14 protein-coding genes are annotated in these 16795 nt (G+C 37.4%); 11 read left to right on the forward strand and 3 right to left on the reverse strand.

Translation table 11 applies throughout. The features are described 5' to 3' along the window. Positions 1–215 precede the first annotated feature (215 nt). The 7 genes from EV197_RS07140 (at position 216) to EV197_RS07170 (ending at position 8705) form a co-directional block, all read left to right on the forward strand. Positions 216–1169: an oxidoreductase family protein gene (locus tag EV197_RS07140; RefSeq protein WP_130286033.1), complete on the forward strand. Its 954-nt coding sequence runs from the start codon at positions 216–218 to the stop codon at positions 1167–1169. Then, on the forward strand, positions 1166–2005 hold the full coding sequence (locus tag EV197_RS07145; protein WP_130286034.1) for a 3'(2'),5'-bisphosphate nucleotidase CysQ family protein: 840 nt from the start codon (positions 1166–1168) through the stop codon (positions 2003–2005). The genes EV197_RS07140 and EV197_RS07145 overlap by 4 nt, the downstream gene beginning before the upstream one ends. 65 nt (positions 2006–2070) lie before the next feature. Next, positions 2071–3165 carry a DUF695 domain-containing protein gene (locus EV197_RS07150; protein ID WP_130286035.1) on the forward strand — a complete coding sequence of 365 codons (1095 nt, stop codon included), beginning with the start codon at positions 2071–2073 and terminating at the stop codon, positions 3163–3165. A 294-nt stretch (positions 3166–3459) separates the two neighbouring features. Then, positions 3460–4242 carry an acetolactate decarboxylase gene (locus tag EV197_RS07155; RefSeq protein WP_130286036.1) on the forward strand — a complete coding sequence of 261 codons (783 nt, stop codon included), beginning with the start codon at positions 3460–3462 and terminating at the stop codon, positions 4240–4242. A 218-nt stretch (positions 4243–4460) separates the two neighbouring features. Beyond that, the gene (locus EV197_RS07160) at positions 4461–5339 is read left to right on the forward strand and encodes a PPK2 family polyphosphate kinase (RefSeq protein WP_130286037.1); all 879 of its coding nucleotides are present in this window, start codon (positions 4461–4463) and stop codon (positions 5337–5339) included. Between the two features lie 143 nt (positions 5340–5482). Further along, positions 5483–6868 carry a M20/M25/M40 family metallo-hydrolase gene (locus tag EV197_RS07165; protein WP_130286038.1) on the forward strand — a complete coding sequence of 462 codons (1386 nt, stop codon included), beginning with the start codon at positions 5483–5485 and terminating at the stop codon, positions 6866–6868. 49 nt (positions 6869–6917) lie between these two features. Further along, the gene (locus EV197_RS07170) at positions 6918–8705 is read left to right on the forward strand and encodes a HAMP domain-containing protein (RefSeq protein ID WP_130286039.1); all 1788 of its coding nucleotides are present in this window, start codon (positions 6918–6920) and stop codon (positions 8703–8705) included. Between the two features lie 23 nt (positions 8706–8728). Here the strand turns inward: EV197_RS07170 and EV197_RS07175 are convergent, their stop codons facing one another. Next, positions 8729–9175 (reverse strand): hypothetical protein, encoded by a 447-nt coding sequence (locus tag EV197_RS07175; protein ID WP_130286040.1) that lies wholly within the window; start codon positions 9173–9175, stop codon positions 8729–8731. Between the two features lie 216 nt (positions 9176–9391). Here EV197_RS07175 and EV197_RS07180 point away from each other — a divergent pair, with 216 nt between their 5' ends. From EV197_RS07180 to EV197_RS07195, 4 genes are all read left to right on the forward strand, one after another. Further along, positions 9392–10771: an MATE family efflux transporter gene (locus EV197_RS07180; protein WP_130286041.1), complete on the forward strand. Its 1380-nt coding sequence runs from the start codon at positions 9392–9394 to the stop codon at positions 10769–10771. Between the two features lie 139 nt (positions 10772–10910). Then, entirely contained in the window at positions 10911–11993 is a 1083-nt protein-coding gene (locus EV197_RS07185; protein WP_130286042.1) for an OmpA family protein, read from the forward strand. 69 nt (positions 11994–12062) lie between these two features. Next, positions 12063–12290: a hypothetical protein gene (locus EV197_RS07190; protein ID WP_130286043.1), complete on the forward strand. Its 228-nt coding sequence runs from the start codon at positions 12063–12065 to the stop codon at positions 12288–12290. Between the two features lie 18 nt (positions 12291–12308). After that, complete coding sequence (locus tag EV197_RS07195) at positions 12309–12899, forward strand: phosphatase PAP2 family protein (protein ID WP_130286044.1); 591 nt, start codon at positions 12309–12311, stop codon at positions 12897–12899. Between the two features lie 10 nt (positions 12900–12909). Here EV197_RS07195 and EV197_RS07200 read toward each other — a convergent pair whose 3' ends face one another. Beyond that, on the reverse strand, positions 12910–15180 hold the full coding sequence (locus EV197_RS07200) for a transglycosylase domain-containing protein (RefSeq protein ID WP_242610695.1): 2271 nt from the start codon (positions 15178–15180) through the stop codon (positions 12910–12912). Then, the gene (locus EV197_RS07205; protein ID WP_130286045.1) at positions 15177–16688 is read right to left on the reverse strand and encodes a BCCT family transporter; all 1512 of its coding nucleotides are present in this window, start codon (positions 16686–16688) and stop codon (positions 15177–15179) included. Before EV197_RS07205 ends, EV197_RS07200 begins: the two co-directional genes overlap by 4 nt. Positions 16689–16795 lie beyond the last annotated feature (107 nt).

Genomic DNA, 16795 nt, shown 5'->3' on the forward strand with positions numbered 1-16795 from the left:
ATGTATTAGCTAGCCTACATCTTTATCGTATAGGATAAACCCACAAGAAAACTTCTTGTGGGTTTATTTTTTTAGGAGTGGTGTCAAACGCTACAATTTTGCGGAGAAGTTCATTGATTCGTAGAATCCAGTACACAAGAACTAACATACTCATCAGCTAAACTACCCAACTACTGATCAACTCACCCGTTCAGTTTTATTATCTTTGACTACCTATGGATGACTATACAAAAGCAATACTACTACAGTGTACCGGAGCTGCTGCAATTACCAAAAAAGAGGTGATTCAGGAGTTGTGGAGTGGATATGGCACCATAAGTCGCATCGAACTAGTTGACGCCCCGGTAAATAGTGTGGTGGTTAAACACGTACAACTGCCCCAACAGCACCAACACCCACGGGGGTGGAATACGGATATTGGTCATCAACGAAAACTGAGATCCTACCAGGTAGAAACGACCTGGTACCAAAGATATAGTATTAACAGTAAAGCTCGTCTGCCGCTCTATTTAGCACTTGAGAACAAAGGAGATGAGGTATTGATAGTGTTGGAGGATTTGGATGCAGCAGGGTATCACTTGCGCAAGACAAGCATTAGCTGGGAAGAGATTGTACAATGTTTGACCTGGTTGGCACAGTTTCATGCCAGTTACCTGGATACAACACCAGAAGGGTTATGGCCCGTCGGTACGTATTGGCATTTGGCAACACGGCCACAGGAATTAGCCGTGTTAGAAGATTCACAGTTACAAGCGGCAGCGCCGCTTATCGATCAAAAATTGAATAACTGTACTTACCAAACTATTGTACACGGTGATGCGAAACTGGCTAATTTTTGTTTTGCCGAAGACGGACAGGTGGCTGGGGTAGATTTTCAGTACGTAGGTGGGGGATGTGGTATGAAGGATGTGGCCTATTTTATAGGCAGTTGCCTTAACGAAAGCGAATGCGAACGATTGGAAGCAAAAATCCTGGATACCTATTTTGAACAGTTACATGATCATTTACCAGAAAAAAATAAAACACTTGAAGATGAATGGCGTTCTTTATATCGGGTAGCCTGGGCGGATTTTCACCGCTTTTTAAAAGGATGGAGTCCTAATCATTGGAAAATCAATAGCTACAGTGAACGCATCACCGCTGAAGTTATAAATACCCTTTTGCCGTGAAGCTGACTGAACTCACCGCCATAGCGATACAAGCAGCTCGTGCTGCAGCCCAAGTGATTCAGCAGTATAGCCAGGAGGCCATTACTGTGCAAAAAAAAGAAGGAGGAGCCAACTATGCCTCCCAAGTGGTGACCGCCGCAGATTTGGCTAGCGAAAAAGTGATCCTTTCGCATTTGCTGCCTAGTTGTAAAGCTTATGATATAGGATTGTTATCCGAGGAGACCGATGATGATGGTAGTCGATTTACAAAAGATTTTTTTTGGTGTATCGATCCCATGGACGGTACGCTTGCTTTTATAAATGGAGAACCAGGGTACGCAGTGGCTATTGCTTTAGTAGCCAAAGACGGCACTCCTTATATCGGAGTGGTATTGGATCCCAGCACGAACACTTTGTACCACGCGGCGAAGGGGAAGGGAGCTTTTAAAAATCAAAAGCCTTGGAAGATTACCCGTGGCAATAACCATCTTACCTATGTTACGGATAAAAAGTTAACGGATACCCCTGGTATAGCTACGATTGAAAAGTACTTGGAACGCCAGGTACACCAATTAGGCTTAAGTGGGTTTGTGGAAATGTCAGGAGCGGGAGCTGTATTAAGTGCCATCCGTGTGTTGGAAAACGGTCCGGCCTGTATGCTAAAGCTACCCAAAAAACAAAAGGGAGGCGGCAGCATTTGGGACTATGCCGCTACGGCTTGTATCTATAACGAATTGGGGTTACCCGCAACCAATTTTGATGGAGGGCAATTAGACTTGAACAGTACCGAAAGCACTTTTATGAATACTCAAGGAGTGTTTTTTGGGAATTTAGGAGAAAGACAAAAGAGATATTAATCTTTGTTTTTAAGTGTAGCAAAGAACAAGAAGGCTAATAAATAAAAAATAATAATGAATAAAGAATGAGTTTTTTTAAATCAATTTTTACCTCAAAGAAAAGTTCGATAACTTCATATTCTGACTTTTGGATTTGGTTTGAACAGAACGAAAATAAATTTTCCAATGTTCTGAAAAATCACGGAGATATCAATAAAGTTTTTTTTGAAAAACTTGCTCCGAAATTGAATCAAGTAAAGGACGGAATTTGGTTCTTAGCCGGAATGTATGATAAAAATACAGCAGAATTAATATTAACAGCTGACGGCGTCATCAAAAATATTGTATTCGTTGAGGAATTGGTAGAAGCTGCTCCAAAAATTAATAATTGGAAAATTACAGCACTCAAACAACCTTCTAAACTTAACCAATACGGAATTGAAATTGAAGGCTATAAGTTTGATGAGAACACGATGAGATTTTATTCTAATTTTAATAAACAAATGCCAGACGAAATCGACATAACGATTGCTCATAAAGATTTTAGGGAAGATAATAAAGACATAATGATGAATGGAGTATATCTTTCTTTGGATAATTCTCTTGGCGAATTAAATGCCGTAACTACAATAGATAACCTTAATATCATAAATCCAAAAGATGCTTCATCGGAATTAATAGGATTAGAAAAACTCAAAGACTTTTTAATATGGAGAGAAAAAGAGTTTGTAGAGAAATACGAAGGATTTAGACATAATACAGAGAATGATAATTATTCTGGTCTAGAGGCAACAATCAATAATGGTTTACCCGTGGTAGCTATGGTAAATAGAGATTTATTAGAGTGGGATGGCAAAGCATCTCATCCTTGGATTACAGTATTAGAAATAATTTTTGACGGGAAAAATAACAACGGAATGCCAAATGAATCCCAGTATAAGCTTCTTGATGAAGTTGAAAATAAAATTATGGAACAATTAAAAGACTCTGAAGGCTATCTAAATATTGGAAGGCAAACGGCAAATTCGGTTAGAGAAGTTTATTTTGCTTGTGTTGAGTTTAGAAAACCTTCAAAAGTATTTCATAGGATTAAAGAAGAGTATAAAAATAACATTAAGCTCGAATTTGATATTTATAAGGATAAATACTGGCAGTCATTCAATCGATTTATGAAAAATTAAAAAAACTTATTCTTTTTTATAGGTTAACCTAACTGTTCGAAGTAGGTAACTTCGAAAGCTACTTTATTTATAAAACATTCCACTTTACGGCAATGTAAAATACATTTTATGGATAGTTGATATCAAATTAAGGTGAAACAATCAATATCATTATAAGACTATTGAACTCCTTACCATTCTTACTAATTTTTAGCAATTACCACACCAAATAAAAGAATCGATGGCTGTTTATTCTTTTATGTACAGTTATTTTTTAAAAGTTGGGGTGCAACCTTAACCTTAATCATTGCTTAAATGTATATATTGAAAACCGATAGAACGAATAACACACAATACCAATTGAAATTGAATAGTAAATACATATATATTGGATTACTGATGGTGGGATTTATCGGCTGCCATTCCATTCAAAAAAATAATAACGCCACCACAGCGGACAGCTATCCCGATATTGCTATAGTTGGTGCAATGAAAAATGTAATGTGGAAAGGCGAATTAGGTGGTGTCATTAACCTGGACACCATAGCCAATAAAAATGGACTATATGGGTTGGGACCACTTAGCTATTTGAAAGGTGAACTATTGATAAACAATGGTAAAAGTTATGTATCTAGGGTAACTTCTGATAGCACCATGACCGTTGAAAAAAGTGATATGGTATCCGCTCCATTCTTTGTCTATGGTAATGTTACCGAATGGCATAAAATTGATTTACCTGCTGAAGTCAACACCATAAAAGCGGTAACGCAATTTATTGATGATAATACTTCAGCCTACGAGAAACCATTTGCTTTTAAAATAATCGGTAAGGTTTCGACAGCACAAATCCACATTCAAAATTTACCAGAGGGAATGACCGTATCTTCCCCAACGGAAGCTCATCAGGGCCAAACAAACTATGTAATCAATGATGAAGATGTAGAAATAATTGGATTTTTCTCCAAGGAGCATCAAGGTATTTTTACACATCACGATGCTTGGTTACATATGCATTTGATTACCAAAGACGAAAGCAAAATGGGCCACGTGGATACCTTATTCCCGGCTGGTATGACACTGTACCTGCCTAAAAAGTAAAAAAATTATTCAGTTGACTTTTAATTTGTTTCAAATCGATAAAAAATTATCCATACCGCAAAACACTAAAATTTAAGAAGTGTAGAAATTCATCTCAATGCTTCACTGACTCCAAGACTCAAAGACTCACTCTCTCAAAAATTAATCAACTCAACATCCATTTCATCGTCACCAAATAGTTTAGTATCTTTCACCAATAGATCACACAATGCATTGCTATGAAGGATATCAACCCTGAAGATTTTAAGGTTACCAGTCCGGTTAATCTTGCTGACATTCCTACGACTTACGATTTAGATGCCAGCGAAAAAAAGATCGAAAAAGAACTTGAAGACGTCCGAGAAGATCTTGGCGACTGGCAAAATACCATGTATGCTCACGATAAATATGCAGTGTTGGTATGTTTACAGGGTATGGATACGGCCGGTAAAGATAGTCTGATCCGAGAGGTGTTTAAAGACTTTAATGCCCGTGGAGTAGTGGTGCATAGTTTTAAAGTGCCTACGGATAAGGAGCGTGGTCACGATTATCTGTGGCGCCACTATATTGCATTACCCGAGCGCGGAAAGTTTGGCGTTTTTAATCGTACTCATTATGAAAATGTGCTGGTAACACGCGTGCATCCAGAGTATATTATGAGCGAAAATATTCCGCATATCAACAGTGTGGATGATATTGATGAAGTCTTTTGGACAAAGCGCTTTGAACAGATCCGTAATTTTGAGAAACATATCGCCCAGAATGGCACAATTATATTTAAATTCTACCTGCATTTATCCAAAGAAGAACAGCGCAAGCGTTTACTGCGCAGGTTAGAAAAAGAAGAAAAGAATTGGAAGTTCTCTGCAGGAGACCTTAAAGAACGTCAACTATGGGATAACTATATCGCGTGTTATCAAGATGCGATCAATAAAACCTCTGTGGACCACGCACCCTGGTATGTTGTCCCAGCAGATGATAAACCAACGGCACGCTATATTGTGGCTAAAACGTTGTGTGATACTCTAAAAGCATTCGAGGATATCCAGGAACCGGAGTTGGATGATGAAACCAAAGAAAATCTACATTTGTACAAAGAGCAGCTGGAGAAAGAGTGAAATCATAGAAACCATGATTACTTGTAAAAGGAGTATAATAATATAGCTTCGCGGTCACACTGAGCCTGTCGAAGTGTTTTGAGAACAAGATAAAAGCAATTACAGGCTTTAGATGGACGGAAAAGAAAAGAATAAAATATAAAATGAAAAAGACTCTAGTATTAATAGTATCAGTATTCACCTTAACCCTTAGCGCACAACAAACCGCTACAGAAGACTCAGTAACGCTCAAAAAGTTTTACAACACTTCATTGCTTAATGGTAAAAGTTACGTCTGGTTAGATCATTTATCCAATCAAATTGGTCCACGCTTATCAGGTTCAATTAATGCGGAGAAAGCTGTGGAGTGGGGAGAGCAGGAGTTAAAAAAATTAGGACTCGACAAGGTTTGGCTACAATCGGTGATGGTGCCCAAATGGACTCGTGGTGTTGCCGAATATGCTTATATTGAAACTGATCCTGGTAAAACTACCAATGTGCCGATATGCGCTTTGGGAGGATCCATTGCTACACCGATTGGTGGACTAAAAGCAAATGTAGTAGAGGTTCAAGGAATTGAGGATTTGCGTAAACTAGGTACTACTGCCATCGAAGGTAAAATTGTGTTTTTTAACCGGCCCATACAGGCGGATTTGATCAATACCTTTGAAGCCTATGGGGGTTGTGTAGACCAGCGTTATTCTGGTGCTAAAGAAGCCGCAAATTTTGGCGCGGTTGGCGTGATTGTTCGTTCTATGAACTTACGCAATGACGATTTGCCACATACTGGTGCGATGAGCTATGGTGATCTCAAGGATTTAGATAAGATACCGGCAGCAGCGATTAGTACCAACGGTGCTAATTTATTGAGTTCAATGCTAAAGCTCAATCCTGAAATCAAATTTTTTATGAATATGAATTGCCGCAGCTGGAAGGATGTGGAATCTCATAACGTAATCGGGGAGATTAAAGGAGCCGAATTTCCTAATGAATATATCGTAGTAGGCGGGCATTTAGATTCCTGGGATATGGGAGACGGATCTCATGATGATGGAGCGGGTATCGTACAATCCATGGAGGTACTGCGCTTATTCAAGGAAACAGGATATACTCCTAAACGAACCATCCGAGTGGTTCTATTTATGAATGAAGAAAATGGCTTACGAGGCGGTAAAAAGTATGCCGAGGAGGCTCAGCGTAAGGAAGAAAAACACGTTTTTGCATTAGAGAGTGACGCCGGAGGATTTACGCCTCGTGGATTTTCATTCGATTGCGATGCTACAAATTTTGCACAGATCGAAAGCTGGAAGCCTTTATTTGCTCCGTACTTGATCCATCAGTTTAGTAAAGGGGGCAGCGGTGCAGATATCAGCCCACTAAAAAACGAAAAGATCGTATTAGCAGGATTACGTCCAGATTCGCAGCGCTACTTTGATCATCACCACGCCGCTAATGATACTTTTGATGCCATTAATAAACGCGAGTTAGAGCTGGGGGCAGCTACCATGACCAGTCTGGTGTATTTGATGGATAAATACGGTACCAAGTAATACAATTCAGTAATATAGGTTATATTTATACTAACCAACTTATATTACCATGCAGCTAAGTATCAAACAAAAGGTATTACTCATTCTTTTTGTAGTCAGTGTTGTGCCTATAATAGGCATCATAATCTGGCAGTATAACTACGCTATAGATAGTTTGACCAATCGGAGTTTTGAGCAGTTAAATACTATCAAGCAAATCAAAAAGAAAGAGTTAGAATGGTACTTTTCTAAAATTAGAACCGAAACAGGGCTATTTGCACAGAGCAAGTTTGCAGTCAATGCGATGTATGATTTTAAACAAGCATTTAGCGAACTAAAGGATGTAGAACTTATTGAAGCCCGCAGTGGAGCCTTAGAAAAATACTATACAGATCATTTGCAAGGAATTCCTTTTGAACAAGATATGGAGACGGTGTTAAGGGAGGTACTACCCCAAAATAACCGAACCATATATCTGCAAAGCCAATACCTTAAAAAGTCGCGATTACCTAGAGAGGCCTTTAATTACGAAAAAATACACGAGCGCTTTCATAAAACCTTTTCAGATTTTGTAGCCAGGTACGATATGTATGACCTGTTTTTAATTGAAGACAAAACGGGTAATATCGTATACAGTGTAAAGAAGGAAATAGATTTTGCAACGAATCTATTAGACGGTCCTTATGCCAATTCTAAAATAGGATTACTCTATCGAGATATACGAGATACCGGGTTGAAGACAACAACCTTGATGTGCGACTTTGATCGTTATTTACCTTCTAAAATGGCCCCTGCTGCATTTTTGGCAGCCCCCATTTTTGATGAACGAGTCAAGATCGGCACTATGATTGTGCAGATACCCTTAAAAAAGATCAATCAAATTACTACAGGCACACAGACTTGGCAGGAAGAAGGATTGGGCGACACAGGCGAGACCTATATTGTAGGTAACGACTATAAGATGAGAACAGACTCACGATTTATTCTCGAAGAGCCTGATGATTTTTTGGAAACAGTGGCAAAAGCTAATACTGCATCAAAGGACCAGCTGCAATTAATGGATCATTACAATACCACGGTTCTTTTTCAGCCGGTAGAAACCACAGCCACACAAAAAGCTTTGAAAGGAATGTCTGGGACTGTAATTACAGAGAACTACAGAGGGATTGAGGTATTAAGTTCTTTTATAAAATTAGATATTGATGATATCTCTTGGGTACTATTAGCGGAGATTGACTCTGATGAAATTTTTTATGCTGTTAAAACTGAAGCGCGGAAGTCATTGTGGATTTTGATACTGGTTTTTTTGATCACCTTATTGGTGGCAAGTTTTTTAGGTAAAATGATCTATAAGCCAATACGCACATTAACGCAGAGTGCTGCAGCATTAGGAAAAGGAAATTTTGATGTCAAAGTGAAGGTTAATCATAAAGGTGAATTGGCAAACTTGGCGCATAGCTTTAATGAAATGGTAGTAAAGCTCAAAAAGGGACGAGAGGAAATTATTGCAAAAAACGAATTATTAAGCGAACAGCGCGATGAGTTGCAAAAACAATCTGAAGCGTTGAAAAAAATGAATGAAGAAATTCTTTCGTTTAATGAAAAATTAGAGGATTTAGTACGACAACGTACTGCTAAATTAAAAAGTAAGAATAAGATTTTACTAGACTATGCCTTCTTTAATTCGCATAAACTTAGGGCACCGATATCTAATATTTTAGGTCTCATCCATTTGTTATCAGTAAATCACAGTGAGCACGATAGGGCACAAACCCTTTCGTATCTCCAAAAATCTGCTAAAGATTTAGATGACATGGTACGTGAAGCTCAAGAATTATTGAATCAAAAGGACCTATAATTACCATAAATACTTAAAGCAGTTTACTCTATACGCTTATAATTCTCAGAATGGCAAAATGTACCGTCTTTATTCAAATCTATTTGTCTGAAATGATCTTTACTTATTTGTAATTCGAACCTAAAGACCTCAGTAGTATCAATAATTTTCATCATTGGGTCTGAGGCATACTCAAGAAATTCTTCGAGTGTGTTGTCCTTTACAGTGTAACTTCCGTATCCAAACCATTCATTTCCATCGGCAGGGTCAAAGCGTGTCCACATTACTTTACCTTTGCTAAACATTTTTATCTGGCGATAACCATTGGGATTGAAAATCGTATCCGATACTTCATTGTTTTCATACATGAACTGATGCTCTAGTTCCCAAACACCTTCTAAATTAGCAACATTCGAGGTTTTATTAAACTCTGGCAGTCCAGCGGAGGTCATTACTAAGGAACAAAAGATAATGAGTATTATATTTTTCATAATAGGGAAGATTTAAAAGAACTACCATTAAGTTACGAAAAAAATCACATATTATAGATATTTAATTCGTTTTCAATACTTTAAAATTCAGTAAAGAATTGTCATCGATAGGAAAATGTACAATGCTGACGGAGTAAGAACGCTTATTCTATAAAAGAATAATTAGTTGATGTATTTGAAGAAGGATCTTAATACCTTTGCGCCTATTGTTTTTTTATGTGGCGTCAATACACCAAAGAGTTTCGATATAATCTGTCTTTAGCAGCACCTGTAATGTTAGGGATGCTAGGGCATACCTTTGTGGGGCTAGTGGATAACATTATGGTTGGGCAGCTGGGCACCGCACAGTTGGCAGCCGTATCATTAGGTAATAGTTTTATGTTTATTGCTATGTCCTTTGGTATTGGTTTTTCCACAGCTATTACACCTTTGGTCGCAGAAGCAGCTGGCGAAAAGGATTTTAAAAAAGGTAAATCAGCTTTAAAACACGGATTGTTTTTATGTACAGTGATTGGGCTATTACTCTTTGGACTAATTCTCATTGCTAAACCCTTGATGGATGTAATGAACCAACCTGAAGAGGTGGTTTCCTTGGCGTTACCATATTTGGATTTGGTAGCCATATCTTTGATTCCTTTGATTATTTTTCAGGCATTTAAACAGTTTTCGGATGGTTTATCATTGACCAAATATCCTATGTACGCTACAGTAGTTGCTAACATTTTAAATGTACTATTAAACTACCTCTTGATTTTCGGTAAAGCTGGATTTCCTGAAATGGGGATCGTTGGAGCTGCAATTGGCACGCTAATTTCTCGGGTGATCATGGTGCTGCTGCTATGGTTTCTTTTAAAAATCAAACAGAAGTCTAGTGCATATGTAACCCATATCAAAATATTTACGCTGAATAAGGCGATGCTAAGAAAGATAACCGAATTGGGGCTACCGTCGTCATTGCAGATGTTTTTTGAGGTGGCTATTTTTACTGCAGCTATTTGGTTATCAGGTATCCTGGGAAAAAACCCCCAGGCAGCAAATCAAATCGCATTGAACCTGGCTTCTATGACCTATATGATCGCTACAGGACTCAGTGTTGCTGCGATGGTACGCGTTGGAAATCAAAAGGGATTAAGAGCATTTAAAGAATTACGTAGAATTGCATTTTCAATATTCTTACTAGGCTTTTTAATCGCATTTGGTTTTGCGATTTTCTTTGTGGTCTTTAATACACTTTTACCACAAATTTATCTTGATGTCAATGATACCAATAATATGGCGGATAATATGCAGGTAATTACTATAGCCGCTCAATTATTACTTGTCGCTGCATTATTTCAGATATCCGATGGGGTGCAAGTGACAGTATTGGGTGCATTGCGTGGACTACAAGATGTAAAAATACCCACCACCATAACTTTTGTTGCCTATTGGATAGTAGGCTTTCCTATCATGTACTACTTTGGTTTGCATACAGATATGGAAAGCATAGGGATTTGGATTGGTTTGTTAGCAGGACTCACCGTTTCTGGCGGGTTGTTATTCATTCGGTTTAATCGCTTGACTAAAAAACTTATCGCAACGAAAACTTCTTACTAGCTTGATATTTTGAGGGGTTGAGTATACTATTTTGATATTTACCACGTTTTTTTGGCAATGTTTTTGGTAACATTGTTATATTTGATTTTAATATTTAATTAACTTTATTATCCCAATTTGAGAATATAAAAAAGAACCGATGAACAGCCCAAAATTTACTTTTTACCTACTTGCTATTTTATGTTTAGTGTTTAATTCCACCACCACTGCACAGACATTAGAGCATACTACCAACGAAAACTTATTACCTAATCCTAGTTTCGAAAACATCAATGAGGTTAGTCGACTAACACACGAGATGCAGAATTTTGAGATTATGGCGGATTGGAAACCGGCGATTAATTCGCCAGATGTTCATCATCCTTATGCAAATGAGGTAAAATACTATCACATTGCGCCTGGATTTTTAAAACAATTTGGTCCTCAAAAACCGAGATCAGGAGAGGGAAAAGTGGGTATGTATATTGCTGGAGGTGCCTATAAAGAAGGGATCACTGCAAAGTTAAAACAAACTTTAAAAAAAGGTGCTTTTTATTACTTTCATATCTACGTTTCTTTGGCTGAGGGTGTTTCCAACTCCTGTACCTCTTCTATAGGAGGATACTTTAGTGCAAGAGATCCAAAGATCACCTTAACTTCTAGGTTACCCCTGCATGTACAATCTTCAAAAATGGTGTGTGATGCTCAGGGCTGGACTAAAGTTTGTGGTGTATATAGAGCGAAAGGAAATGAGCAATACTTATCTATTGGTTATTTTGGTGAGGATCCAAGAGGGAAATCACTTCGTTCCGGAGGCGAATATAGCGATGCCTATTATTATGTAGATGATGTATTGTTGATGGAAATGTATAACCCTGAAGGTTTAGATGCGGGTGTAGTATGTAATATGGCGCTTGATTTTGAACCGATTGAATTTCTTGAGGGAGAATATGAAACGTACAACGAAATTAAAAAAGGCCTCGATAAATACATCCAGTACGTAAAAATATTTAAGGTAAATACCATTAAGATAATTGGGCACGCTGACGATGCAGGAACTCCCTACGAAAACGAAATTATGTCAGCTGTACGTGCAATTCGAGTCAAAAACTATTTTGTGGAGCAAGGGATCGATGAGGCTTTAATAGAGATTATTGCTAAAGGAGATACTGCCCCTATAGTTACAGAGGATTCAGACCTGGACCCTACATCAAACAATAGAGTAGAAATTAAGATCGAGTAATTTATACCTCCGAAATTTGGTAAAAGCTTTTTAAATCTTAGTACATTTGGGCATAAATAAATGGCGACCATGGACTTCCCAAAATTTTTATTAGGGGATAATACCGATTATCCTGATGCAATTTTTGTAATTCATACTGATTTCCCCAGGTTTATTATAAATCTAGAGAATGATGAAGTAGAGTGGCTTGAGGAGTTTGATAAATCAGAAGAAAAAGACTTGCTCGAGGAAGCTCAACAGCTTTTTGAAGCGGCGAACCAATTTTATGATAGGGAAATAGAACGATACGAAGAATAGACAATTTATCTAGCGCTAATGATAGAAACACTGCACGAATTAGATCAAGAGTTATTTTTATTTCTTAATGGTTTGGGTACTTCTTCCTGGGATGGTTTTTGGCTTTTTATGACAGAGAAGTTTTACCAAATTCCATTATACCTCGTTTTATTATTGCTATTTTATAAATACTACGGAAAAAAGGGAACTTTAATAACCTTACTTACGGTAGCCTTATTGATTACAGCTTCAGATCAACTAGCGAACTTATTTAAATATGTTTTGGTACAACGTCCACGCCCGTGTCAACCACACGCTATAGGCGATCTAACTCGCTTGGTAGCCGAGCACTGTGGGCGCTATGGATTTTTCTCTGGTCATTCGACCAGTTCTATGGCCTTAGCGGTATTTACAGGCCTGACACTTCGAAAGTATCTTAAGTATATTTTCCCTTTTATGATTTGCTGGTCTATCATCGTTAGTTATAGTAGAATTTATTTAGGTGTGCACTATCCAGGAGATGTGTTGGTGGGGTGGACTGCAGGCACATTGTTGGGTCTACTTGCCTATAACGTGTTTAACTGGGGTATTAAAAAATATGCGCCAAATGCACTGGAGACTGTAACTTGATATGCTAGTTTTAGTTTTTAGTAAACTTTTTTTCCTTTTTCTTTTTTCCAAATAGGCGTTTTAAAAATCCATCACGTTTTTCTGGTTCACAGTCCAGGTCCGCAAGCACCTCAGGAGTCGGAGGGATAAACTTCGCTTTTGTGATCTTATCAAAGTAATTGTCTTTATTTAACTGTTGATAGAGCTTTGCAAAAATAGGTAATGCACTATTCGCTCCTTGTCCTAAAGATGTGGAAGGGAAGCCAATGTTATAGTTATCATTACCTACCCAAGTTACTGTAACTAATCTGGGAGTAATACCAACAAACCAGCCATCTTTGTTGTCTTGTGTGGTTCCGGTTTTACCAGCAATATCATTGGTTAGCTTGTACTCGGTTCGGAGTCGAGTTGCGGTACCATTGGCTACTGTATTTTGTAACATTTGTACCATAACCTGACGCGTATATTCTTTAAAAGCTATGTTTTTAGCTATTTTGGGATTAAACTCTGCAATAATGCTGCCATTACGATCGGTGATTTTAGTGATGTAATACGGGGAAACACTTTTTCCTGCGTTAACATAACTAGCATAAGCACCAGCTAGGTCAATCAATTTTATACCATCGATACCTAATACCATGGAAGGTTCTTTTGATAATTTTTTTTCAATACCCAAGGCGCGAAGCATATCGTGTACATTTTCAATACCGGTATCTTGTAATACCTTAACAGCTATAGTGTTTATAGAATTGCTAAGTGCTTTTTCTAAGGTATAGTTGAGGTAAGGATCCTTTTGTTCCGAAGCATTTTGCGGTGTCCAGTCCTCATAATCACTATAGGTTACCTCCTTAATGGAGTAGTAGGTACAGGGATCCATTCCATTTTCAATGGCAGTGGTATATACAAATGGCTTCATGGTAGAGCCTATTTGCCGTTCACTTTGAGAAATATGATCGTATTTAAAATAGCGATAATCAATTCCGCCTATGTAGGCAAGTACAGCTCCATCTTTAGGATTGATGGATAGCATACCTGTGTTTAAGAACTTCATATAGTGCTGAATGCTATCTATAGAGGTCCCTTTGGTAGTGATGTTGTTATCCCATTCAAATAGTTCTAAGGACTTAGTTTGGGATAAAGAGTCTTTGATTTGGGCTTCTGACAAACCTTCAGCTTTAAACCTTTTATATACAGGTGAGTTTTGTATGGCTTGATTTAATATGGTTTTATTTTTCCACGGGGGTATTTTTCCATGAGCTTTTTCATATTGTTGCTGCAAGTTACGAAGGTGTGAGCTCATAGATGCTTCTGCCAGTGTTTGCAGCTTTGAGTCTAAGGTGGTATGGATGACTAAACCATCTTTATAGATATCATAGGGTGACCCGTCTGGTTTTTTTAAATCGCTGAGTATTATTTCTACATCTTTTTTGACTTGTTGTCTAAAATATGGAGCCAACCCTTGATTATGATCATAAAATTGATAGTCTAGTGTTATAGAGGTGTTCATGATTTCTTTGGCCTTTGCAGCATCGAGGTAATCGTATTTTACCATTTGCTGCAGGACCACATCTCTTCTCAGTTGACTTCTTTCAGGAAAAAGTCTTGGATTATAACTGTGATTGGCTTTGAGTGTTCCAATCAAGGTAGCCGCTTCAGAAAGATTCAATTCCTGCGTGCTTTTATTAAAAAACTTGTGCGCAGCACTCTCGATTCCATAGGTGTTATCAGAAAAAGGTACGGTGTTAAAGTATAGTGTTAGCAGCTCATTTTTGGAGTAGATATCCTCTAAGCGACTTGCTACGATAGACTCTTTTAGTTTATTGACAGGTAAGCTAAAAAGCCCATAGTCGTTTCTACCAAATAAATTTTTGGCCAATTGAAGTGTTATGGTACTACCTCCACCTGAGGATTTGTCTTGAAGCAAGATCGTTTTAAAAAATACGCGTAACAGACTTTTGTTGTCTATTCCATCATGTTCAAAAAATCGGGCATCCTCTGTGGCAATTAATGCATCAATTAGATGTTGCGGTAAATCAGCAAATTGTACAGGCTGTCGATCGTAGATATAATATTTACCGATCAAATCTTCATTACGGTCTAATACCTGTGTGGCTTCAGCTTGTTGTAAAGAACTGAGTTCTTCACTGGTAGCGATCTTACCCCAAAAACCAAAATAAATACTACCATAAAAAATAAAAAACAAACCGATAAGTACAGCTGCTAGTACTAGTGTTGCTTTGACCCATTTGTTTTTTAATGCTTTTCGAAATAGAAGAGAATAGGATTTGAAATTGATGTTCAACGCTCAACAAGTTTTTGTTTTTGACTAAAATCTTTGATAAAAAAAATAATCATGATTACCATTAAAATTGCAAAAGGTAACGAGGTAATAATAAGTAATTTTTGCATAGCAACCAGGATATTTATGTCTTCTTTAGTATTGCCTAATAAAATAATACCGATACTAAAAATAGTCAGTATGATGCTCCATAGTATACGGTGTTTTTTGGAAGGCTCCTTGACACCATTATTGGTAAACATACTTAATACGAAAATGGCAGAATCTAAAGAAGTGACTAAAAAACTTACTAGAAGTACAATCACTAAGGTGTTAATTACCCCTTGAAACGGATAGTTTTCAAAAAAAATAAATATAGAATTGAAAACATTATCAAATTGGCCATTATACATCCCTAAATCATCGATTAAATTAAACGCCGACTGACCAAACGTGGTAAACCAAAAAAAAGTGCCTAATGAAGGTACTAAAAGTACTCCGATAATGATTTCTCTCAGGGTTCTTCCCTTAGAAATACGAGCAATGAAGATTCCTGTAAATGGGGCCCAAGCTAGCCAGAATGCCCAGTAGTAATAGGTCCAATCTGTCAAAAAAGCTTCGCCAGGATCATAGGTATCATAGGCTAGGCTTAACGGAATAAAAGCAGTGACATAGTGATAGAGTGAGTTAAAAAATTGTGCTATAGTTTGGAATACATTATTTTGAAACAATACAAAAAGTAATAGAGCTATAGTGCCATATACGTTCCAAGTACTAAGTATCCGTATTCCTTTGTTGACTCCTCGATAGACAGAAATAAAGGCTAAAGCGGAGATCACAAGTAAAGTGACCATAGTACCTTTAACGCCAAAATTAATAGTTGTCAAATGACTAATGCCTCCATTTATTTGTGTGGTTCCAAGACCAACAGCAGCTACTAGTCCGAAGACCGTAGTAAGTATCGCCAAAATATCTATTCCTTTTAATAAAGTATTACGGATACAATTTGATGTAACGTATGTACCAATACTGGCAAAAGCAGTGCTAGACAATACTTTTTTTGATTCTACAAATAAATAATATCCTACAGCTATGGCAAAAATCGCATAAAAAGCCCAAGCTGTGAATCCCCATTGATAAAAAGTATACTGTAGGGCTATTGTAGATGCATCAGTTGCAGTATCGATTGGTGGATGTTGATACATATACACCGGCTCTTGAACGGCTCGGAGTAATATACCAGAACCCATACCTGCACTATATAACATAGCGATCCACGAAAGACGTGAAAATTCTGGTTGGTCTTTAGCAGTACCCAGCTTTTGCTTACCCCATTTCGAAAAGGCCAAGAGGAGTAATAGAAGCACACAAATCAGGCCTAACCATAAATAAAACTTACCAAAGTATTTGCGAAATAAAAGCGATGTAGATTCAATATAAGTGTAAGTTTCAAGGCTGAAAAAATACAGAAAAAATGAAAACACTAATAGAATACCGATGGAGGAATATAACAGTTGATTTTTGCTAAACATACTCAAATTTCAATCATATAGATGGTCTTCAAGATAGTTTTTTAATGAAAACTTAATCTTATAATTATGATAAAAGCAGCTAAAATTTATTTTTTTGAATGTAAAAT

The sequence above is a fragment of the Aquimarina brevivitae genome, assembly GCF_004216895.1.
In the GTDB taxonomy this organism is placed as follows: Bacteria; Bacteroidota; Bacteroidia; order Flavobacteriales; family Flavobacteriaceae; genus Aquimarina; species Aquimarina brevivitae.